General features: G+C 64.5%; 17 protein-coding genes. 3 read left to right on the top strand and 14 right to left on the bottom strand.

The window, feature by feature from the left end; genetic code table 11:
- Nucleotides 1-48 precede the first annotated feature (48 nt).
- From KPL76_RS14045 to KPL76_RS14010, 8 genes are all read right to left on the bottom strand, one after another.
- Nucleotides 49-1,947 carry an AarF/ABC1/UbiB kinase family protein gene (locus KPL76_RS14045; protein WP_216334150.1) on the bottom strand — a complete coding sequence of 633 codons (1,899 nt, stop codon included), beginning with the start codon at nt 1,945-1,947 and terminating at the stop codon, nt 49-51.
- A 26-nt stretch (nt 1,948-1,973) separates the two neighbouring features.
- Complete coding sequence (locus KPL76_RS14040) at nt 1,974-2,582, bottom strand: PadR family transcriptional regulator (RefSeq protein WP_371733964.1); 609 nt, start codon at nt 2,580-2,582, stop codon at nt 1,974-1,976.
- A 275-nt stretch (nt 2,583-2,857) separates the two neighbouring features.
- Nucleotides 2,858-3,244 (bottom strand): SHOCT domain-containing protein, encoded by a 387-nt coding sequence (locus KPL76_RS14035; RefSeq protein ID WP_216334147.1) that lies wholly within the window; start codon nt 3,242-3,244, stop codon nt 2,858-2,860.
- A 262-nt stretch (nt 3,245-3,506) separates the two neighbouring features.
- Nucleotides 3,507-4,325 carry an ABC transporter permease gene (locus KPL76_RS14030; RefSeq protein WP_216334145.1) on the bottom strand — a complete coding sequence of 273 codons (819 nt, stop codon included), beginning with the start codon at nt 4,323-4,325 and terminating at the stop codon, nt 3,507-3,509.
- A gap of 88 nt (nt 4,326-4,413) precedes the next feature.
- Nucleotides 4,414-5,847, bottom strand: coding sequence for an FtsX-like permease family protein (locus KPL76_RS14025; RefSeq protein WP_216334144.1), 1,434 nt, complete (start codon nt 5,845-5,847; stop codon nt 4,414-4,416).
- Nucleotides 5,844-6,671, bottom strand: a complete 828-nt coding sequence (locus tag KPL76_RS14020; RefSeq protein ID WP_216334143.1) for an ABC transporter ATP-binding protein — start codon at nt 6,669-6,671, stop codon at nt 5,844-5,846. Before KPL76_RS14020 ends, KPL76_RS14025 begins: the two co-directional genes overlap by 4 nt.
- 276 nt (nt 6,672-6,947) lie before the next feature.
- Nucleotides 6,948-7,610, bottom strand: coding sequence for a response regulator transcription factor (locus KPL76_RS14015; RefSeq protein WP_216334141.1), 663 nt, complete (start codon nt 7,608-7,610; stop codon nt 6,948-6,950).
- Nucleotides 7,607-8,914 carry a sensor histidine kinase gene (locus KPL76_RS14010; protein ID WP_216334139.1) on the bottom strand — a complete coding sequence of 436 codons (1,308 nt, stop codon included), beginning with the start codon at nt 8,912-8,914 and terminating at the stop codon, nt 7,607-7,609. The genes KPL76_RS14015 and KPL76_RS14010 overlap by 4 nt, the downstream gene beginning before the upstream one ends.
- A gap of 151 nt (nt 8,915-9,065) precedes the next feature.
- On the opposite strand from KPL76_RS14010, the gene KPL76_RS14005 reads away from it, so the two are divergent.
- From KPL76_RS14005 to KPL76_RS13995, 3 genes are all read left to right on the top strand, one after another.
- Entirely contained in the window at nt 9,066-10,124 is a 1,059-nt protein-coding gene (locus KPL76_RS14005; protein WP_216334137.1) for an iron ABC transporter substrate-binding protein, read from the top strand.
- A 312-nt stretch (nt 10,125-10,436) separates the two neighbouring features.
- Entirely contained in the window at nt 10,437-11,897 is a 1,461-nt protein-coding gene (locus KPL76_RS14000) for an iron ABC transporter permease (RefSeq protein ID WP_216336544.1), read from the top strand.
- Nucleotides 11,894-13,138, top strand: a complete 1,245-nt coding sequence (locus tag KPL76_RS13995) for an ABC transporter ATP-binding protein (RefSeq protein ID WP_216334132.1) — start codon at nt 11,894-11,896, stop codon at nt 13,136-13,138. The genes KPL76_RS14000 and KPL76_RS13995 overlap by 4 nt, the downstream gene beginning before the upstream one ends.
- Nucleotides 13,139-13,149: 11 nt before the next feature.
- Here the strand turns inward: KPL76_RS13995 and KPL76_RS13990 are convergent, their stop codons facing one another.
- The 6 genes from KPL76_RS13990 to mgtA form a co-directional block, all read right to left on the bottom strand.
- A complete protein-coding gene (locus KPL76_RS13990) occupies nt 13,150-13,833 on the bottom strand; it encodes an SDR family oxidoreductase (RefSeq protein WP_216334131.1) in 684 nt (227 codons plus the stop codon).
- Between the two features lie 56 nt (nt 13,834-13,889).
- Nucleotides 13,890-16,328, bottom strand: coding sequence for a cation-translocating P-type ATPase (locus tag KPL76_RS13985; RefSeq protein WP_216334130.1), 2,439 nt, complete (start codon nt 16,326-16,328; stop codon nt 13,890-13,892).
- A 2-nt stretch (nt 16,329-16,330) separates the two neighbouring features.
- Nucleotides 16,331-16,666 (bottom strand): heavy-metal-associated domain-containing protein, encoded by a 336-nt coding sequence (locus KPL76_RS14825; RefSeq protein ID WP_253202064.1) that lies wholly within the window; start codon nt 16,664-16,666, stop codon nt 16,331-16,333.
- 52 nt (nt 16,667-16,718) lie between these two features.
- Entirely contained in the window at nt 16,719-18,368 is a 1,650-nt protein-coding gene (locus KPL76_RS13975; protein WP_253202266.1) for a SulP family inorganic anion transporter, read from the bottom strand.
- A 115-nt stretch (nt 18,369-18,483) separates the two neighbouring features.
- The gene (locus KPL76_RS13970; protein WP_216334128.1) at nt 18,484-18,843 is read right to left on the bottom strand and encodes a metalloregulator ArsR/SmtB family transcription factor; all 360 of its coding nucleotides are present in this window, start codon (nt 18,841-18,843) and stop codon (nt 18,484-18,486) included.
- Nucleotides 18,844-18,955: 112 nt separating this feature from the next.
- Entirely contained in the window at nt 18,956-21,772 is a 2,817-nt protein-coding gene (gene mgtA / locus KPL76_RS13965) for a magnesium-translocating P-type ATPase (RefSeq protein ID WP_253202063.1), read from the bottom strand.
- Between the last annotated feature and the right edge of the window lie 5 nt (nt 21,773-21,777).

The following is a 21,777-nucleotide window of genomic DNA, read 5'->3' as shown; positions in this document are numbered from 1 at the left end:
CAACCTCGTGACTGCTCCACATCATGAGTGATGACTCAGGTGACGGCCTTAGCGGTCGCGTCGACCCGCGAGCAGGGCATGCAGCAGCGGGATGATCGACCCGACCAAGAGTATGGTGCCGAATACCGCGTCACTGGCGTGGAGCACGGCCCCGGCGATCACGAGCGCACCGAACAACAGAGCAGACACCAGCCTGCGGGCCGTGCGTTCCAGTCGGGCAACGCGCTTCTCGAGAGCCGGGCTCGACACAGCCACGGTGCCGTCTTCGAAACGGGTGATGAGTGAGTCGAGCCGCTTCGGCAGTCGCACAGCGATTCCGGCGGTCTCGAGGGCCTGTTTCGCGAAGTCCTTGACTACGTTTCCGCCCTCATCACGCAGAAGCTTTGCGGCGTAGGGCTCGACGGAGTCCCAGAGGTTGAATGCGGGGTTGAGTGCGCTGCAGACGCCGGAGACCAGTGACATGGCCCGGATGATCAGCAGGAAGTTCTCCGGGAGCTGAACTGGCAGGGTGCGAACGACGTCGCTGAACTGTTCGGCGAAGGCGCGGAACTCCCGCGGATCCACCTCGCGCAGTTCGGCGAATCCCATGCCGCCGAAGCGGGCGAAGAGTTGGGTCATCGCCTTCTCGAGCTCGGTGGTGTCGGCGGAGGGGAGCAGCACGCCGACGTCGCGCACGGCATCGACCAGCCCCTTGCCATCGCGGGATGCCGCTGCAATCAGCATCTTTCGCAGACCGCTACGCGTGTTGCTCGGAACCTCGCCCATCATGCCGAAGTCGATGAAGGTCAGCTTCCAGGGGCGGCTGCTGGCTGCGGAGGCATCCGCGGGGGCACCTGCTGGCGCATCCGCTGGCGCATCTGCTGAAGTACCCGTGGAGGTGCCAGTGGAGGCATCACTGGTCGCATCAGTGGTCTTATCAGTCGGTGTAATCATCGTCGTGCCCACCGGCGTGACGAAGATATTGCCGGGGTGCGGGTCTGCGTGGAAGAACCCGTTCGTGAAGAGTTGGTCGAACATGACCGCGGCGAAAACCGGAGCCACTTCGGCTGGGTCGATTCCCGCCGCGATGAGGGCTTCGGTGTCGGTGATCTTGATCGCAGTGACGTCTTCCAGCGTGAGAACGCGCCGTGTGGTGCGCTCCCAGACGACGGCGGGAACGCTCACCCGGTCGTCGCCTTCGAAGTCCGCAGCGAAGCGCTCGGAACTCGTTGCCTCGTGCAGGTAGTCGATCTCCTCGAGGCTGGTCTGCGCGAACTCCTCGACGAGGGCTGGCATGTCGACCCGGTCAGAAATGAGCCGCACGTGACTGAGCCACCCGCCGACTCTGCGCAGTGCCGCCAGGTCGACTTCGATGATGGTGTCGATTCCGGGGCGCTGCACCTTCAGTACGACGCCGTGGAGTCCGGTGTCGGCGGCGTCGAGTGGGCCGAGCATCGCCCGGTGAGCCTGTCCGAGCGATGCTGCGGCGACGGGGGTCTCGTCGACCATTGCGAAGGCACGAGCCAGCGACACGCCAAGCTCCGCCTCAGCGAGCGCCCGGATCGCCGCGAACGGAACAGGAGGCACTTCGTCTTGCAGGCCTTCGAGTTCTTTCGTGATCTCCGGAGGCAGCACGTCGAGCCGGGACGACATGAACTGGCCGACCTTGATCATCAACCCACCGAGGTCGACCGCGAGCACGTGGAACCGTTGCGCGAAACGGCGCATGCGTTTCGACCGCGTGCGCTCGGCGATCCAGGTGAGCCCGATGCGGGGAAGGAAGAGTTCGTACCACCAGGTGACAGCGAGGTTCCAGCCGGCGAATCGCAGAATGCGGCGATAGCGGGCTTTCGATTCCCGCGTCTGGCTGGTGGTCAGCACAGTAACGCCGGGTCTGGAACCCGATGTGGAGCCGGGCGTGAAGCCCGATGCAGAGCCGGGTGTAGTGCCGGAGGTGATGCGAGTCATGCCCTGACGATCAGGCGGCACCCCCGTCAATCCTGGGCAAGAATCGAGTAGAGCCTGCGACGTGCCTCTTCGAGCACGGTCACGGCCTGCTTGACCTGCTCTGGGGAGCCTGTGCGACCCACCTGCGCGGCCGCCTGGGCGAGTTCGACGCCAGCCTTTGGAAGAGCGGCGAATCTCTTGCTTTCGCTCGAGCTGCCTGACCCGGTCGAACCCGTCGAACCGGTGGTGTCGAACGGCGTCGACGATTCGGCGCTTGCTACGCTTTCGCGACCGGCATCAGTCAGGGTGTAGGTCTTGCGCCCGTTCGACTCAGACGCTTCGATGAGTCCCTCGTCGGCGAGCAGCTGCAAGGTCGGATAGACAGAGCCGGCGCTGGGCTTCCAGCTGCCGCCGCTTCGTTCCTCGATCTCGTGGATGATCTGGTAACCGTGCATCGGCTGCTCAGCAAGCAGCGTGAGCACTGCCTCGCGCACGTCGCCCCGGCCGACGCGCGTTCCCACGCGCTTGTCGAACGTCGACCGAAGTTGCTCCATCGCCTGCCACACGCCTTCGCCGAACTTGCCGTCACCGAATGTACTTGCGCCGAATGCACCGGCGCCGAACTTACCGTCGCCGAACGCGCCTTCGCCGAACATGTTTGAGGGGAACGTCTTACCCATGATGAGCTCCTTAGCCACAGTACCGATACTCGTACGCGTAGCGCGAACGATACTCAACGATATATGTCGTTGAGCGAAAGTGATAGCTTCAATTCAGCGTGAATACGCCTTCCGAGTATATCGTTGGCGGATTCGTGGCCTTCCACGATTCCCTCCGTTAAACAGCAGAGTCACAGCGTCGCTCTGGCGAACGCTGTGACTCTGCTGACGTGACAGATGCTGTATTGCTGTGTGCCCGTATTGCTGTGTGCTTAAGCAGCAGTCCGGGAGAGTGCGCCGGCTTTGACCTTGTCGAATTCGGCCTGGGTGATTGCACCTGAGTCGAGCAATGTCTTCGCCTTCGCGACCTCGTCGGTCGGCGATGAGCCGGCAGCCTGGCGGATGTAGTCGTCGGCCTGCTTCTTCGCGCTCTGCTGGGCGGCGAGTTGGCGTTCGCTCATGCCGCGTCCATTCGCTATCAGGTAGACGAATGCCGTGAGGAAGGGAACAAAGATGAGGAAGATGAACCAGATCGCCTTCACGATGCCGGGCGTTTTGTGGTTACGAAACAGATCGCCAATGATGGAGAACAGGATCATCAGGTAGGAAATGAATACAAAGCTCCAGAAGAAAACTCCGACGACATCCCAGAAATTCATGGCAGTAGTGCTCCCTCATCATGTGACGCACGGAAGATGCGTCAGGTGAATGGTATTGCCAACAGGGGTAACGCCGCTGTTCGACACCAATCGCATTGCCGGATCGACCGCCACTGGCATTGCCGGATCGACCGCCACTGTCCGGGAGAGCCCGTCTGGTCGGGGCTCGTGTCGGGGCCAGTTGGGTACCGGGCCGGTAGTGTCGGGGCCAGTTGGGTATCGGGCCGGTTGTGTACTGGCCGGTTGAGCACCGGGCCTGGAGTCAACTGGTGCGTTCGCGGCGACCGAACGTCTCAGCTTCAGGTTTCAGTGTCACAGCACCGATCAGCCGGAGTAACAGCACGGAGGTGAGTGTTCCCGCGGCGAGAATGCCGGCCAACACAACGATCTGAAAGCGACCTGCCTCAAGCGGTGATGCGCCGCCGAAGATCGCTCCGACGAACGCGCCGGGAAGAACGACGATCCCCGTCGTCTTCGTCTGGTCGATTGAGGGAACGAGAGCTGAGTAGATCGCTGTTCGGGCCAGTTGGCGGGTCGACTCGATGGGCCGGGCACCGAGGGCGAGCCAGCCTTCGACCTCATCCCAATGATCGTGCACCGAAGCGTGGAAGCCTCGGCCGGTGAGTGTGGCGATGCTCATGGTGTTGCCGATGACGATCCCGCCGATCGCCAGGGCGTACCGCGGTGAGAATTCGATGGCACCTGTAGCGAAGACGATGACCAGCACCACGACGTTGCCGGTGAGCATGGCGATCGCGATCGATGCGACCTGACGCACGGTCGTGTGAGTGCTGTTCGTGTGAGTGCTCTTCGTGGTGATGCTGTTTGCCTTTATGCGGCGCGAGGCGGTCCACACGGCAGCGACGAACATGATCACGAGCCCGAGCGCGACCCAGACGGGATTGCTGATGATGCCGCTGAGCACGAGACTCAGCGCGGCGAGTTGCAGGGCTCCACGCAGGATCGCCTGGACCGGCGCACTCGCTCGCGGAACGCGTGCGAAGAGCAGCCCGGCGACTGCGACCGCGGCCAGAGCGGCCACGGCGACGATGGTGGGCAGCAGCCCTGCGATCCAGTCCATGTCTTCTGACTCTAGGCCTGACTTCTGACTCTAGGCCTGACTTCTCACTCTGGGCCTGACTTCTGACTCTAACCCCGGGCGACCCGTCTCATTCGATCGCGAGGGCCCGCACGGGTGAGACCCGCACTGCTGAGCGCGCCGGAACAGCAGACGACACGATTGCTAGGACGATTGCCCCGGCCACGATGCTGATGATGATCCAGCCGGGAATTGTCGGCCAGAAGAACCCGCCGATGTGGTGGTTGCTCGCGATTGCGGCGAGCACCCCGGCCCAGCCGTAGAAGATGCCGAGCACGAGGCCGGTCGCTGCGCCGACGACGGTCAGTTGGATGCTCTCCGCGAGAATCATCATCCGAACCTGTTGCTTCGTGAAACCGAGCGCTCGCAGAAGCCCGATCTCGCGGCGGCGCTGGATGACGCTGAGCGACAGTGAATTGACAAGCCCGATCGCGGCGATCACGAGCGAGAAGCCGATCAGAACGGTCAGGATGCCCATGGTGAGTTGCAGGAAGGCGCGATCCCCGTCGGCATCTGCGGCGTCGGCACTCGCTGCCGCTGCGACGACGACGCTGGTCTGCGTCAAGAAGGACTGTCCGGCAACCGAGAACATGGTGACGAGGGTGACGCCGATCACGAGACCGATGGTCGACCGCGCTGATCTCGCGGGGTACCTCTGAGCGTTGGCACTCGCGAGTACGCTCGGGGTCGAGGATCCGGTGAGTCGGCCTGCCGCCTTCAGCAGCACCGGAATGAAGAATGTCGAACCGAGCACGAAACCGACGAAGCTGAGAGCACCGCCGGGAGCGGCGACCAGCAGGCCGAAGGGCGTCTTCAGGCCGATGGCCACACCTGCGATAAGGAGTGCGATTCCTCCGAAGAAGCTGGCGATGATGAGGGTGCGGAGTCGCTTGGGCATCTCTGAGACGGCCACGATTCGAGGTTCCTGGGTTGCGCCAGTCGCCTCGATCGGGGAGACGCCGAGAATCTTGCGCGAACCGAACCACGCAGCTCCGGTTGTGCTCACGACTCCGACGATCACCGGAGCGACGAGAAGGGGTGAGAGCGTGCTGATGGGCGTGTTGACGAAGGTGCCCGATGTGACGAGTGCTCCGTAGCTGATCTGGGTGACGACCAGCCCGACGACCAGCCCGACGGCAGCGCCGACGAAGCCGACGACCGCACCTTCGATTGCGATCGCACCGCGCAACGTGCCGGCCGACGCGCCCAGAAGTCGCATGAGCGCGATGTGTTTGGCGCGGCCCGCCATGATGATGCCGAAGGTGTTCGCTGTGACGATGCACGCGACGAAGACGGCGACGAAGAAGAAGAGTACGTCGAGAACGTCGAGCAGGAGCACTACGTAGCCGTGTTTGATGAACTGCCCGCCTACCGACTGCACGCGGAGCACAATATCCATCTCGATCATCATGGTGGCGAACACCGAGGTGATGAAGGCGACGAGCAGGCTCGAGGTGTGTTGCCTGCCGCCATGCCAGAGCTCACGGAAGGCGAGGGCGATCACGCGCTCACCTCGAGGCTCAGGATGACGTCAGAGAGTGCTTTCGCGGGTTCAGGCCCGAGATCGACGGTGCGCACATCGTGGGCGATCGACCCGTCGGCGATGAAGATCACGCGGTCGGCGTGCGAGGCTGCCACGGGGTCATGCGTCACGAGTACAACGGTCTGCTGGTATTCCCGAGTCAGATCCCTGAGCAGGCCGAGTACCTCGCGGCTCGACTTCGAGTCGAGGTTCCCGGTCGGCTCATCGGCGAAGATGAGCTGGGGGCGCATGGCCAACGCGCGGGCGATCGCTACGCGCTGTTGCTGGCCGCCCGAGAGTTCATGCGGGCGACGGCTCTCGAGCATCCCGATGCCGAGCCGGGCGAGCAGCTCTCGCACCCAGGCGAGTTCGAGTGCGCTCGGGCGACGGCCGTCGAGTTCGAAGGGGAGGGTCACATTGCCCATGACCGAAAGGGTGGGTACGAGGTTGAAGGCCTGGAAGACGAAGCCGAGGCTGCGTCGTCGAAGCAGGGTGAGCGCGTTGTCGTCGAGGTCGGTGATGTCGGCGTCGCCGATGCTGATGCGGCCATGGGTGGGGGAGTCGAGCCCGGCGAAGACATGCATGAGGGTCGACTTGCCCGAACCGCTCGGACCCATGATGGCAGTGAGGGAGCCCGACTCGATGTCGAGGTCGATGGTGTCGAGGGCGCGGGTCTGGCTTTCGCCGGTGCCATAGATCTTGCTGACACCGAGCGCACGTGCGGCGATTGCGCCTGCCGGTGTGGGGGCGTGCGTGGGCGCAGAGGTGGGTCTGGAGTCGGGTCTGGAGGTGGGGGATTCGCTCATGTGCGGGTGTCTCCTCAGAGTGGGGCGTGCGGTGTAGGTCTCACGCTAAGGCTCGGCGTCTGGTCGGCGAATCGGCCAAAGTGAGGAAGAAGTCTGTACATCGCTGTGATGACAGCTCTGGGCAATGAGTGGGCCCCGATGTTCTGGCGCGACCGGCGCGACTGGCGCGACTGGCGAGACCGTCGCTTTGCCCTGCGAAGCAAGCCCCTCAGACACGCCCCCTCAGACATGCCCGCCTCAGACACGCCCTCCAGACAAGCCCTTCAGACAAGCCCTTCAGACAAGCCCGTTGTGGTACGCGAAGATGACCAGTTGAACTCGGTCGCGGAGGGCCAGCTTGCCCAGAATGCGACTCACATGGGTCTTCACGGTGGCTTCACTCAGATTCAGGGCCGCAGCAATCTCGGCATTGCTCAGCCCCGCGGCGACGAGGTCGAAGAGATCCTTCTCCCGTGGAGTGAGGAGTGCGAGTGCATCGTCGCGGTCCACTTCGCGCGGCGCGGCAAACCTTCTCACCAGGTTCGCCGTTGCACTGGGGGCGAGAACGGCGTTTCCGGAATGCACTGTGCGGATGGCGGCGAGAAGGAACTCGGGTTCGGTGGACTTCAGCAGGAATCCGCTCGCGCCGGCGTCAATGGCCTCGAAGGTCTTGTCGTCGAGATCGAAGGTCGTCAGCACAATGAAGCGCGGGATGAGGTGGGGATCGGGCGCGGTGCGGAACACCTCGTGAATGGCTTCGATTCCACCCATTCGGGGCATCTCGAGATCCATGAGCACGATGTCGACGGGCACGCGCCCGACGAGGGTGACGGCTTCTGATCCGTCAGAGGCCTCCCACAGGACGGTGAGGTCGGATTGCGAGTTGATCACCATGGCGATGCCCGCACGGAACAGCGGCTGGTCGTCGACGAGCCCGATACGGATGGGTCGGTCGGTCATCCGGCGGCCCCAGGCGCGGGAATCGCGTTCGACTTGTACGGCAGTTCGGCTTCGACCCGGAACCCGGCGATGTCGTCGCGAGGTACGGCGATCACCGAACCGTCGAGGAGTCGCATGCGTTCCGTCATTCCGATCAATCCCTGGCCCGCCCGGTAACCCGCCCCGTCGCCGGCCCTGTGCCCAGCCACGTTACCCACCAGTGAGTCACCGCGTGACTCGCCGCGTGACTCGCCGTATGGCTCGCCATGTGACTCGCCGCCGATGCTTGCTGAGGCCGCCTGCGGATTCTCGGTCGTGAGTACACCGAAGCGTACACGGTCGATCTGCCAGTCGAGTGTGACGTCGACATGGGTGCCGCGGCCGCCGTGTTTGAGGGCATTTGTCAGGGATTCCTGCAGCACTCTGAACAGGGCGAGTTCGTGTGCTGCAGAGAGGGGCACCCGAATTCCCGTTTCGCTGACGACGATGTCGAGACCGGCCTGCTGCACGGTCGAGACGAGCGCATCCAGATCGGCAGCCTTGGGGCCGGAGCGCGTTGCATCACCCGGTTCCCGCAGCACAGTGAGGAGTTCATGTACGTCTTCGAGCGCGGATCGGGCGGCGCGATTGATGGTCGCGAGGGCTTTGGTCTCGGCTTCGGGATCAGCGACTTTCGCGTACCGGGCGCCGTCGGATTGTGCGATGACGACAGCGAGGGCATGTCCGATGAGGTCATGCATCTCCCGGCTGAGGAGCGCGCGTTCGCGCTCCTGGGCCAGGCGCGCCTCGCTCAGGATTCGTTCCCGCTGTCGATCAGAGCGTTGGCGCGACTGCGCGCGGCGGTTTCGAACCAGCACTCCGAGGGCCCAGAACAGCGCGAGCGCTGCCGCGATCACCGCACTGGCGACAACGAAGTAGACGCCCCGGTAGAACGGGTCTTCGAGAATCGGTGCGCGGTCACTCGGCGCGAACAGCACGAGCCGTGCCCCGGCGATCGCCCCTCCGAGCACGCTTGAGGCGAGCCCAGCCCACCGAACTCCCGGGTTCTGTGCCAGGCCGGTCGCGAACACCGCGGCAAGGATGAGCAGGTCGCCTGCCAGCAGGCCGTCCACGGTGGTGATCTGCACGAGAGCGCCGATCCAGGCGACCGCAAGGCCGAGCCCGGGCATCCGTCGCCAAAAGAACGCGGACAGGGCGAAGATGACGGTTGTCAGGAACGCCGAGACTCCGCCGCGAATCAGGTCTGCTGCGCCGAGCATCACGAGGGCGCCGAGGGCTATCGCCGCATCGGCGACGCGGGGGTGTCTTTCGAACCAGAGCAACACACGCGCAACTCTAGTGTGAATCCCGAGTGTGAATCCCGAGTGTGAATTGTCTGGGGATCCCGGCCCCGATCATCCCGGGCGCTTTGGCTCGGATTGCGACTTAGGTTAGGCTTACCTCATACCCGCAGCAGCACCCGAACCAGAGGACCCCATGAGACGCCTGCCCTTTTCTGCACTCGCCCTCGGAGCCGGGGGGCTGGCTCTGACGATTGTTCTTTCGGGGTGCGCGGGCGCGACTGGCTCCACTGCCGGTTCCAGCGGTACAGCGGGTGATCTCTCTGGTACGAACCTCACGGTGTACAACGCGCAGCACGAGGAGCTCACCCAAGCGTGGGCCGACGAGTTCACCAAGGAGACCGGCGTCACGATCACGCTTCGGAATGGCAATGATTCCGAGCTCGGCAACCAGATCGTCGCTGAGGGGTCTGCGTCGCCGGCAGACGTCTTCCTGACCGAGAACTCGCCGTCGATGTCGCTTGTCGAGAACGCCGGGCTGTTCGCTCCGGTCGACGCGGCCACCCTGGCGCAGGTGCCGACGGCCTACCAGCCGTCGACCGGCAAATGGACGGGAATCGCGGCTCGATCCACCGTTGTCGTCTACAACCCCTCGCTCATCACCGAGGCCGAGCTGCCGAAGTCGCTGCTCGACCTCGCCGACCCGTCGTGGAAGGGTCGCTGGGCCGCGTCGCCGAGCGGTGCCGACTTCCAGGCGATCGTCTCGGCACTCCTGGCGGAGAAGGGCTCTGACGCCACACTCGCGTGGCTCACGGCCATGAAGCAGAACGTCAGCGAGTACAAGGGCAACAGCACCGTGATGAAGGCGGTCAATGCCGGTGAAGTGCCGCTCGGAGTGATCTACCACTACTACTGGTTCATCGACCAGGCCGGAACCAAGGAGAACAGCGGTAACACGAAGCTGTACTACTTCAAGAACTCCGACCCCGGGGCGTTCGTCAGCGTTTCAGGCGGAGGGGTGCTCGCATCGAGCAAGAACCAGGCTGCAGCACAGGCGTTCCTGAAGTTCATCACCGGGAAGACCGGCCAGGGCATCCTGCAGAGCGGCACGAGTTTCGAGTACCCGGTGGGTAGCGACGTGACGCCGAACCCCGCACTGCCAGCGCTCGAGACTCTGGATGCCCCAACCATCGATCCTTCGAAACTGAACAGTTCAGACGTGACCGACCTGATGACCAAGGCCGGGCTCATCTAGCTGAGCTCATCTAGCTGAGCTCATCCAGCCGGGCTCATCCAGCCGGGCTCATAAGCCGGGCTCATCGAGTCAGGATCACCGAGCGGGATTCATTCGCGGGGCTCAACCGGCGAAGGCCTAGAGTGAATGGGCACCTAAAGAGAGGTTTCGTTGTCTACAACGAGCGTCGATCGGCCAGGGTTGCCCGAAAAGCAGCGTGGCGATCATCCACCATCGGGTAGAAGCGCTGGCCAGCGACCCTCTGGCCACCGACCCTCTGGCCAGCGACCCCCGATACTGCTCGTGGTGCTCGTGTGCGTGATTGCCGCCGTCATGCTGGTGCCGGTGGCCTATGTGGTCTCGATCGTCTTCCAGGTGGGCTGGCCCACCCTGGCGCCGCTCGTCTTCCGGCCCAAGGTCGGCGAGTTGCTCGTCAACTCCGTGCTGCTGGTTCTGCTCGGAGTCCCGCTCTGCATCACCCTCGGTGTGGGCGGCGCGTGGCTGGTCGAGCGAACCACGCTTCCCGGGAGGCGAGTGTGGGCGGTGCTCCTGGCTCTGCCGCTGGCAATTCCCGCCTTTGTGAGCAGTTACGGCTGGGTGAGCGCGGTACCGTCTATCGGCGGGCTCGGTGGCGGGTTGCTCATTGCCACCCTGGCGTACTACCCCCTCGTCTACCTCCCGGCGGCGGCCACTCTCAGGGGGCTCGACCCGGCACTGGAGGAGTCGGCACGCTCTCTCGGCCTCGGCTCGTGGCGGGTCTTCACGAGGGTTGTGCTGCCGCAGTTACGACTGGCGATCTGGGGCGGTGGCCTCATCGTCGCCCTGCACCTTCTCTCGGAGTACGGGGCCTTCGCGCTCATCCGCTTCGACACCTTCACGACGGCCATCGTCGTGCAGTACCAGTCGACGTTTGCAGGTCCCGCCGCCAGCGCGCTCGGGGGAGTGCTCGCTGTGATCTGCCTGGTGCTGCTCGTCGTCGAAGCGTCGACCAGGGGTCGTGCCCGCTACGCTCGCGTGGGTTCGGGCGCGGCGCACCCTGCCCCGCTGCTGAAGCTCGGAAGATCGGCACCGGTAGCCCTCGCGGCGCTCGCGGCGATTGCGATCCTGGCGCTCGGGGTGCCCTTGGCGAGTCTTGCGAGGTGGCTCAGTGTGGGTGATGCGTGGGGTCAGCGCGAATTGCCGGGGGCGATCATCCAGACGGCCGTTCTCGCCGGTGGCGGAGCGATCGCAACGGTTGTGCTCGCGTTGCCCGTGGCCTGGCTCTCGGTGCGGCACCCGAGCCGGGGTTCTCGACTCCTCGAAGGCGCGACATATGTGGCGAGCAGCCTTCCGGCGATCATCATCGCCCTCGCGCTCGTCACCGTGACGATCAGGCTGGTGCCCGCGCTCTACCAGACCCCGTTCACCGTGATGCTCGCCTACGTCATCATCTTCTTGCCGCGCGCCCTGGTCAGCCTGAGGGCGGGCATTGCGCAGGCGCCCGTCGCCCTCGAGGAGGCCGCGCGGTCACTCGGCACGTCGCCGTTGATGGCTCGCCTGCGCGTGACCTTGCCGCTCATCGCCCCGTCGGTCGGTGCGGGGGCGGCCCTCGTCGCGCTCGGGGCTGCCAATGAGTTGACGGCCACGCTCCTGTTGGCGCCGAACGGAACACGCACGCTGGCGACGCAGTTCTGGTCTTCGACGTCGGCCGTCGCGTACGCTGACGCCGCCCCCTACGCTGTTCTGTTGATCGCGCTCTCCCTTCCTGCCGTCGCCATCCTGTTCGCCCAATCCCGAAAGCGTGCTCGCCGTTGACCTCACTCACCATCTCGGGTGTCTGCAAGACACTCGGCGGCAATTCCGTCTTACGCGACCTTTCACTCACCGTCGACGCAGGTTCACGCACGGCGATCGTCGGCGCTTCGGGCAGTGGCAAGAGCACGCTCCTCCGCCTGATTGCGGGCTTCGACCGTGTGGATGCTGGCCGGATCACCCTCGGTGACACCGTTGTCTCTGCGGCTGCGGCTGTGGGTGCTGGTGCTGGTGCTGGTGCTGGTGCTGGTGCTCCTATGATTTCAGCTTCACGGTCATCCACCTTCGTTGCCGCGCATCGCCGGGGTGTGGGTTATGTGGCGCAGGACGGCGCCCTTTTTCCGCACCTCACCGTGGAGCAGAACATCAGTTTCGGGCTGTCTCACGCTGGTCGCGTTGCCCGCACTGGCCGCGCATCTCGGAGTGCCGAGGCCCGTGATCGCATCCGCGAGGTTGCAGAACTCGTCGCCCTCGACGTTGAGCTGCTCAGCAGGTATCCGCATGAGATCTCTGGCGGCCAGCAACAGAGGGTTGCTCTGGCGAGGGCGCTTGCTCCTTCGCCCTCGGTGATCCTGCTCGATGAGCCATTCAGTGCCCTGGACACCGGGCTTCGGGCCCAGACACGGCAGGCCGTCATCGCCGCTCTCGAGGCCAGCGCGGTCACGACCATCCTCGTGACGCACGACCAGGAGGAGGCTTTGTCGTTCGGCCAGCAGATCGCTGTCATCTCGGGCGGAACGATCGTGCAGGCCGGAGCCCCGGTCGACGTCTTCGACAGCCCGGTGACAGCGGAGACGGCGATGTTCCTCGGCGAGGCGGTGCTGTTGCCCTGCACAGTATTCGAAAGCGCACGCTCACGCTCAGACTCAAGCGCAAGCAGTGGGGTCGTATCGTGTGCGCTCGGCGAGATTCCGGTGCGGCACGATCACCGGTCCGGAACGGGTCGCGCGGCCCGCGCGCTCATTCGGCCGAGCCAGTTGACTGCGCACTTCGACACACCGTCACCGAACGCCACAATTGTCGGGGCGCACTACGCGGGCGATCATGTCGAGCTGGTTCTGCGCCTACATGCTGAAACGGCATCTCAGAATCCTGGCACTGACGCTGGCTATGCAGTCGTCGGCGGCGCAGACGCGAAGAATGCTCTGACGATAGCCGTGACGCTCGCCACCGCCGAGGCGCGCGAGTATCGGCCCGGCCGCACGCTGACCCTCGGAGTGACTGGCGCCGTGAACCTGTACTGATGACGAGCGCCTCAGAATGCGGTGCTCGGCAAGTCCTTCTCGTCTTCTGTGATCGCCGTGATGATGCGCTCGGCGACGGCGTCAGCATCCAGGCCCGGTGCGAACGCTGGCGCGGTACCGGCGATCGGGTGCGCGGCAAGGCCAGTTTCCGTGTGCCCCGGTCGGGCGTCGATGACCCGGATGCCCGACCGCCGCAACTCGCGCGATGCAGCCTGGACGAACGCCGCGAGCGCTGCCTTCGACGCGGAGTACGCGGCCATTCCTGCCGTGGGGGATTCGGCGACGATGCCGCTGATCGTGACGATGAACGGTTTGCGGCCGGCTGCCGCTGACTGCGCCAGCCGGGGGATTGCGCCGCGGATGAGGCGAATGGGAGCGGCGGTGTTGATCGCGAGGAGCTCATCGAGAGTGTCGTCTGCCAGTTCGCCGATCGGCCCGAAAGCCACGGCTCCGGCTGCGATCACGACGCCGTCGAGATGCTCGGGGTATGCCTGCTCTGCCGCGAGAAGGAGTGCTGCCGCGGACCCGGGAGAGGTGAGGTCGGCGAGATAGGCATCGGGGCCGGCGAGCGTCTGTGGGTTCCGCGCACCGCGAATCACGATGGCACCGGCCGCCGTGAGACGCGACGCAAGCCGTGAACCCAATCCACCCGATGCTCCGACCACGAGAACCACAGCACCGTCGAGAGTCGTCATGGCTGTGAGCCTACCCGCGCGAGCCCATCCGTGTGGCGCACCACTCAGTGCTTGTCTCAGTGCTGGTCGCCTACGGGTTTCGGCAAGGGGGTGAACCGTCGCAGTCGCAGGCTGTTGGTCACCACGAACACCGAAGAGAATGCCATGGCGGCGCCGGCCAGCAGGGGGTTCAGCAGGCCCAGCATTGCCAGCGGTATCGCTGCGATGTTGTAGGCGAAAGCCCAGAACAGGTTGCCCTTGATGGTGGCCAGGGTGCGCCTGGCGAGCCGCACTGCGTCGCCGACCACGAGGAGGTCTCCGCTCACAACGGTGATGTCACTGGCGGCGATGGCTGCGTCGGTTCCGGCGCCCATCGCGATCCCCAGGTCACTGGCGGCGAGTGCGGCAGCGTCGTTCACGCCGTCACCGACCATCGCCACCACCCGACCCTCTGATTGCAGCTGTCTGATCACAGCCAGCTTCTGCTGCGGTGTGACACCGGCATGGACGTCGGTTATGCCCACTTCGGCGGCAACGGCGGCGGCCGCGCCGGCGTTGTCGCCCGTCAGAAGCACCGGTCGCAGCCCCAGCGCGCCGAACCGGCGAACTGCTTCAGCGCTCGACGATTTGACCGTGTCACGCACACCGATGATCCCGCGAAGCTCGCCGTCCCAGGCAAGTGCGGTGACCGTCACGCCCGACGATTCTGCGTCGGTGATTGCTTCTGCAGCGTCAGCGGGCAGCACGATGGCCCACGAGTCGGTCAACCAGCCTGCCTTGCCGGCCAGAACCAGCGTGTCGCCGACGATCGCCTGGACTCCCTGGCCGGGTGTCGACAGGAACGATTCTGGTGATTTGTCTGCCACCGCAGGCGTGTTCTCGGCCGCAGCGAAGTCGACGATGGCTCTCGCGACCGGATGCTCTGACCCGAGTTCGACGGCCGCGGCGTTCCGCAGCAGCTCTTCCCGCGGGGTACCGGCACTGGGCGTCACGAAGGTGACCCCCATCTTCCCGGTGGTGATCGTGCCCGTCTTGTCGAGAACGATGGTGTCGATAGTGCGGGTCTGCTCGAGGACTTGAGGTCCACGGATGAGGATGCCGAACTGCGACGCCCGGCCGGTGCCGACGAGCAGAGCCGTCGGCGTGGCGAGTCCCAGGGCGCACGGGCAGGCGATGATCAGTGTCGCGACGGCCGCTGTGAAGGCGAGCGTCAGCGTGCCCCCGACGAGCAGCCAGCCCACGAAGGTTGCGAGGGCGAGGCCGAACACGATCGGGACGAACACGGCAGAGACACGGTCGGCAAGTCGCTGGGCATCTGCTTTCCCAGTCTGAGCATCCTCGACGAGTCGACCGATGCGCGCGAGCTCCGTGTCGGCTCCCACCCGCGTCACTTCGACCACCAGCCGACCACCGACGTTGACCGTGGCGCCGACGACCCGATCGCCGACCGAGACCTCGGCTGCGACGGATTCGCCGGTGAGCATGCTCAGGTCGACTGCGCTGGAGCCGCTTGTGATGAGGCCGTCAGCGGCGATCTTCTCGCCCGGGCGAACGACGATCGTGTCGCCCACCATCAGGGAGGCTGCGGGAACGCGTGTTTCGACACCGTCGCGGAGCAGGCTCGCATCTTTGGCACCCAGTTCGAGCAGGGCACGAAGCGCTTCACCCGATTGTCTCTTCGCTCTGGCCTCCATGTACCGCCCGGCGAGCAGGAAGACGGTCACGGCCGAGCACACTTCGAGGTAGATCTCATCCACGCCAGAACCTGCCCCACCAATCGCGCCGGGCAGAAGAGTGAAGGTCATGTGCATGCCGGGCATGCCGGCCGTGCCGAAGAAGAGCGCATAAAGAGACCACCCGAACGCGGCAGTCACACCGACGCTCACGAGCGTGTCCATCGAGGATGCGCCGTGGCGGGCATTGAGGAGCGCGGCGCGGTGGAACGGCCAGGCACCCCACACAACGACCGGCGCTGCAAGCGTGAGCGCGAGCCACTGCCAGTTGGTGAACTGCAGGATCGGGATCATCGAGAGCAGAACCACCGGCACCGTCAGAGTTGTCGACACGATGAGGCGGTGTCGTAGCTCCTCTGTCGCCCGGTCGCGCGGTGCTGGAAGATCTTCGATGCCTGAGACATCGCCGGATCCATTGCTGCCGGAGCCTTTGCTGCCGGAGACGTCACTGCCAGAGACGTCACTGCCAGAGCCTTCGCCCGAATCAGCCAGCCTGCGGGCGGCTCGAGCGGCCGGAGGCGGTGCCGGCACCGTTGCCGTGTACCCCGCGTCGTGCACGGCCGTGATCAACGTCTCGATCAGTGCCGACGTCTGCACGCCCTGGGCGTGCACACGAGCCTTCTCGGTGGCATAGTTCACGCTCGCCTCGACGCCGTCGATGCGGTTCAGTTTGCGTTCGATGCGAGTGGCGCACGAGGCACACGTCATCCCTGCAATGTCGAGGCTGACGTCTGTGCTGACGTCTGCGCTGTCGACGCCTGCGGTGGCTCCAACGTCAGGCATGATCAGGAGCTGGCAACCGCTGCGTATCCGGCCTCGGCGATAGCGCGCGAGATGGCGTCTGAGGAGACGGGAGTATCGGTGGCCACGACGACCCGCGAAACCTGTCCGGGGTGCAACTCGACAGTCACGTTCGTCACACCGGGCAGCTCGCAGACCTTCTCCGTCACGCTGGCAACGCAATGCGCGCAGGTCATGCCAGTGACGTCGAACTGTTGCGAGTCGAGCGTCTTCGAGTCGACCGTGTTCACACCGACCGTGTTCAAACCGACTGTGTTCACACCGACTGTGTTCACACCGACTGTGTTGTTCGACCCGATGATGTGCTGGTTGTCGTCCATGAACAGATCCTTCACTTTCTGCCTCGGGTGATACCCCTAGGGGGTATCCATTCTACGGCACCGGATGATCGACCTGGCTGGTTGCGGCCCGATTGACATGATCCCTGGCGTGGGCAACGGCGGAGTCGATGTCGCTGAAGAGGTGGTTCTGGTGCCTCAGCGAGCTGATGACACCGACCTGCGTCGCGAGTTTCAGGTGTTGTGGCTGGATACCCTTGATCAGAACGGTGATCCCGCGGCTCTCGAGCGCGTGAACCATCTCTGCGATCACCCGGGCACCCGTTGCGTCGAGCACCTGCAGTTGCGACATGCGGATGATGACCACGGTGACGTTGGTGATGGCATTGACCCGTTCGAGCATCCGGTCGGCAGCACCGAAGAAGAGCGCTCCGTCGAGGCGGAACAGGGCGATGCGCTCGTCGCCGGGCAGGGAGGGCTGCGGGAGTTCTTCGCGATGCACGCCGCCGGATTGGGCCAGCATCCTGAGGGCGAAGAACGCGGCGACCGCGATGCCGATACCCACGGCGATGATGAGGTCGAAGGAGACGGTAATCAGTGCTGTGACAATGAACACCACAGCATCGGAGCGTGTCGAGGTGAGCACGCTGCGCATCGTGCTGATCGACACCATGCGCGTGGCGGTCACCATCAGCACTCCAGAGAGGGCGGCAAGCGGAATCTGGGAGACGACTCCCGTCGCGAGGGAGACGACGGCCAGCAGAACGAGGGCATGCACGATCGCTGCGAGCCGCGTCTTGCCGCCGGAGCGCACATTGACCGCCGTGCGGGCTATCGCCCCGGTGGCGGGCATGCCTCCGAAGAAACCCGACGCAATCGATGCCAGCCCCTGGCCGACGAGTTCCCGGTCGGCGTCGTACGGGCCGGTGTCGGAGATCGACGCCGCGACCCGGGCAGAGAGCAGCGATTCGATTGCGGCCAGGGCTGCGACGGTGAGGGCCGGTCCGACCAGTCCGCCGAGAAGGGCAGGGTCGATGTTCGGCAGCCCCGGAACGGGCAGTGAGTTCGGGAGCACCCCGATGCGAACGAGTGGCAGTGCCGCCACGCTGGCGACGACCGATACGACGACGATCGCAATGAGTGAGCCGGGCAGCTGGCGGTGGATGCGAGGGGCAACGATCATGATCGCCGCCACGATGGCGACAGCGGCGAGCGAATAGCCGAGGGTTGCCGGGTTGACCGACTGCAGTGATTCGAAGGCCGAGACGAACGCGTTGCTGCTCGGGCCGGCCTTTGTGCCGAGGGCGGCAGGTACTTGCTGAAGGAAGATGATCACGGCGATGCCGAGGGTGAAGCCCTCGATTACGGGCCACGGAATGTACGAGACCACCCGTCCCAGTTTCAGTACCCCGGCGATGAGCACCACGACGCCAGCCATGAGGGCCACGACCGCAACCGCGCCCACCCCGTGCGAGACGACAATCGGGCCGAGAACGACAACCATTGCACCTGTCGGGCCTGAGACCTGGATGTTCGACCCACCGAATACGGCGGCGATGACTCCGGCCACAATCGCGGTCACGAGGCCCGCTTCGGCTCCTGCGCCGGAGCTCACGCCGAAGGCGAGCGCCAGTGGCAGCGCCACGATACCGACGGTGATGCCCGCTACCAGGTCACCGCGCCACGTGCGACGGACGGAGCGATAGTCGCTCCAGCTCGGCAGGAGTGCGCGGAGGTACTTCACGGCCTGTGTCGCAGTCGCTTTCGGCCCAGTCGCCTTGGTTCCAGTTTCTTTGTTCACAGCTTCTTCGGGCACAGCTTCTTTGGGCACAGTTTCTTTGGGCACAGCGCCGTTCATCTCAGCGGTCCATTGTTTCGTTGACGGTTTCGGCGAGTCGCAGTTGGGTGTTCTGCAGAATGTCGACGAGCAATGATTTCGCAACCGACAGCAGATCGCTGACCTGGGGGTACGCAAGGCTGTAGAACACCTGGCTGGCCCGCCGTTCGGCGACCACGAGGTTGTGGCGCCGCAATACGGAGAGGTGTTGGGAGAGGTGCGAGGCCTCCAGTCCCGTGTCGGCGAGAAGAGCGGCGACAGAGACATGGGGCGATGTCTGGAGCACCTCGAGAACCCGGATGCGAACGGGGTGGGCGAGACCTTTGAACAGGTTCGCCTTGACTTCATAGAGCGGGCGCTCGGAGACGGAGAAGGTTGACATGATGCTGCGATTCCTCAAACGGGGTCTGGGTTTGAATGGGGTCTGGGTTTGATCGGCTCTGTGTCTGATCGGGTCTGGGTTCGAATGTTTTGAGTGTTCGGTATGTGTGACTTTATAAAGTCATCATATCGTGCTTTCTGGAGGAATACCGGGGCGAGCGCGACGTGAAGCGTGCCGCCCGGCGGGAGATCCGGGATGGGTGGGTGTGTTGGCGCGGTGCTCGCGGCGCCCTCTGCGGCGACTGCTGGGCGGCCCGGGAGAAGAACCAGAGTTTCGCCAGCTCGACGAAGAACAGGTAGACCACGATCATCCCGAGCAGAACGAGAAAGAACGGAGGAGGGAGTGTTGCGAAACCGAGGAATCCTGCGAAGGGGGAGAAGGGCAGCCAGATCCCCAGCGCGACGACACCGAGCGAAGCGGCCGCCAGGGCGATCGAGGGTCGGCTCCGCAGGAACGGGACTCTGCGCGTGCGGATCGCGAAGATGATCAGCGTCTGCGTGGCAATGGATTCGATGAACCACCCTGCCCGGAATTCACCTTCGGAGGCATTGAAGACGAAGAGCATGAGGGCGAAGGTCGCGAAGTCGAACAGCGAGCTGATCGGCCCGAACAGCAGCATGAAGCGCCGGATGTACGCGATGTTCCAGTGTGAAGGAGAAAGCAGTTGCTCCTTGTCGACGTGGTCGGTGGGGATGGCCAGCTGACCCGAATCGTAGAGCAGGTTGTTCAACAGGATCTGGCCGGGCAGCATCGGGAGGAAGGGGAGCACGACCGATGCGGTTGCTGCGCTGAACATGTTGCCGAAATTGCTCGAGGTACCCATCAGCACGTATTTGATCGTGTTCGCGAAGATCCGACGCCCTTCTATCACCCCGTCGGCGAGTACCGCCAGGTCTTTGTCGAGAAGGAGCACATCGGCGGCATCCTTCGCGACGTCTGCAGCCGTCTCGACGGAGATGCCGACATCAGCCTGGTGCAGGGCCAGGGCATCATTGACCCCATCACCGAGGAACGCGACCGAGCGCCCGCGGTGGCGGAGCTGGGTGATGATGCGGGCCTTCTGTTCGGGTGAGACCCTGGCGAAGATCGTCGCAGCAAGGGCAGCTTCGCCGAGTTCTGAATCGCTGAGGGCGTCGATGTCTTCACCCAGAAGTGTGGTGCCCGCATTGTTGCTGGCTGTGTTGTTGCTGGCTGTGTTGTTGCAGGCTGTGTTGTTGTTGCGCGCCTTTCTGTCTGCAGAGATGAGCCCGAGATCGGCGCACACCTTCTCGGCCACGATCGCGTTGTCGCCCGTCGCAATCTTGACCTGGATTCCGAGCATTGCCAGGCGCTCGAGTGAGCCTCGGGCGTCGGCTTTGGGCATGTCTCGAAACGTGAGGAAGCCCGACAGCGTGAGGTCGTGTTCATCGATGGCATCGACACCCGCGAGCCCGGGGGCGACGCGCTGGGCGACAGCGATGACCCGAGCTCCCTGGCTGTACTGGGCATCGAGAACGGCCTGGGCACGTGCAGGAACTGTCACGCAGTGTTTCAGAATGTCTTCGGGAGAGCCTTTCGACACGATTTGTGTGATGCCGTCGGCGTCGGTGACGAGCGCGCTGACCATGCGGCGGTCGTGGTCGAAGGGCAGAAGGTCGAGGCGCGTGTAGGCACCTGTCACGCTGCCCCGGGCATCCGGTGCAAGCCACAGTGCAGCGTCGAGCGGGTTCAGCCCCACGACGTCGACAGGGTTCGAATCCGTAAGCCGTGTTTCGCCCCCGGGCCCGGTGCGATTGGCGAAGGTGTGGCCCACGACCTCCGTGGCGAGCAGGCCGAGCTCGACCAGCTCCTTCGGTGTGATGGTCTCGTCGACGCTGAGCGCCTCAATGAAGCTGATCGTGCCTTCGGTCAGGGTGCCCGTTTTGTCAGTGACGAGCAGATCCATGTCGCCCAGGTCCTCGATGCACACCAGGCGCTTCACCAGGACCTTCTTGCGGATGAGCATGCGCGAGCCCGTGGCGAGGCTCGTGCTCACCACGGCCGGCAGCAGTTGGGGTGTGATGCCCACGGCGATGGCCAGGGAGAAGAGCAGAGACTCGATGATCGGGCGCTGCAGCAGCACGTTGGCAATGAAGATGAACGTCGTCAGCACGATCGCGACCTGCAGCAGCAAGACAGAGAAGTGGCTGAGGCCCTTCTGGAATTCGGTCACGGGGGCACTCGTTCCGAGCCCGAGCGCGATCTTACCGAATTCAGCGTTTCCGCCGGTCGCGATCACGACGCCCGTGCCACTGCCCGATTGGATGATCGTGCCCATCAACAGGCACGATGTGAGGTCTTCGATTCCCCTGTCGCCGGAGACCGGTGCCGGGTCTTTCGCTACGGGCAGCGATTCACCCGTCAGGATGCTCTCGTCGCAGAGGAGGTCTTTGCTGGCGAGCACTCGCATGTCTGCGGGAACGACGGTTCCGACTGAGACGCGCACGACGTCGCCCGGAACCAGGTCGACCACGTCGGTCTGTTGTGCACGCCCGTCTCGCACAGCGATGACTGTGTGCCTGACCTTGTCGTGCAGCGAGTCGGCCGTGAGCTGAGCCCGGAACTCGTTGACGAATCCGAGCCCTACGCTGACGACGAGTATCACGCCGATGATGACGGAGTTCGCCGCGTCCCCGAGAAACAGCGATACGGCCGCGGTGACGAACAGGAGGATGAGGATGGGGCTCCGCAGCTGCTGCCACAGCAGAGGCCACACACGAGCCTTGTGGGTTCGCACAGCATTGGGCCCGATCGTCCGCAGCCGATTCGCTGCCTCCGCTGACGAAAGCCCAGACTCTGCGCTCCCCGGGCCGCCGACCTCAGCATACGTCTCGGCGGCTGAGCGTCCGGCAGCTTCACGCAGGGTGACGGTCACGCCCGTGGCGACATCCGTGGTGGCATCCTTTGTCACACCCG

The organism is Subtercola sp. PAMC28395 (genome assembly GCF_018889995.1).
Taxonomy (GTDB): domain Bacteria; phylum Actinomycetota; class Actinomycetes; order Actinomycetales; family Microbacteriaceae; genus Subtercola.
This window is presented reverse-complemented; position numbering and strand designations above follow the sequence as displayed.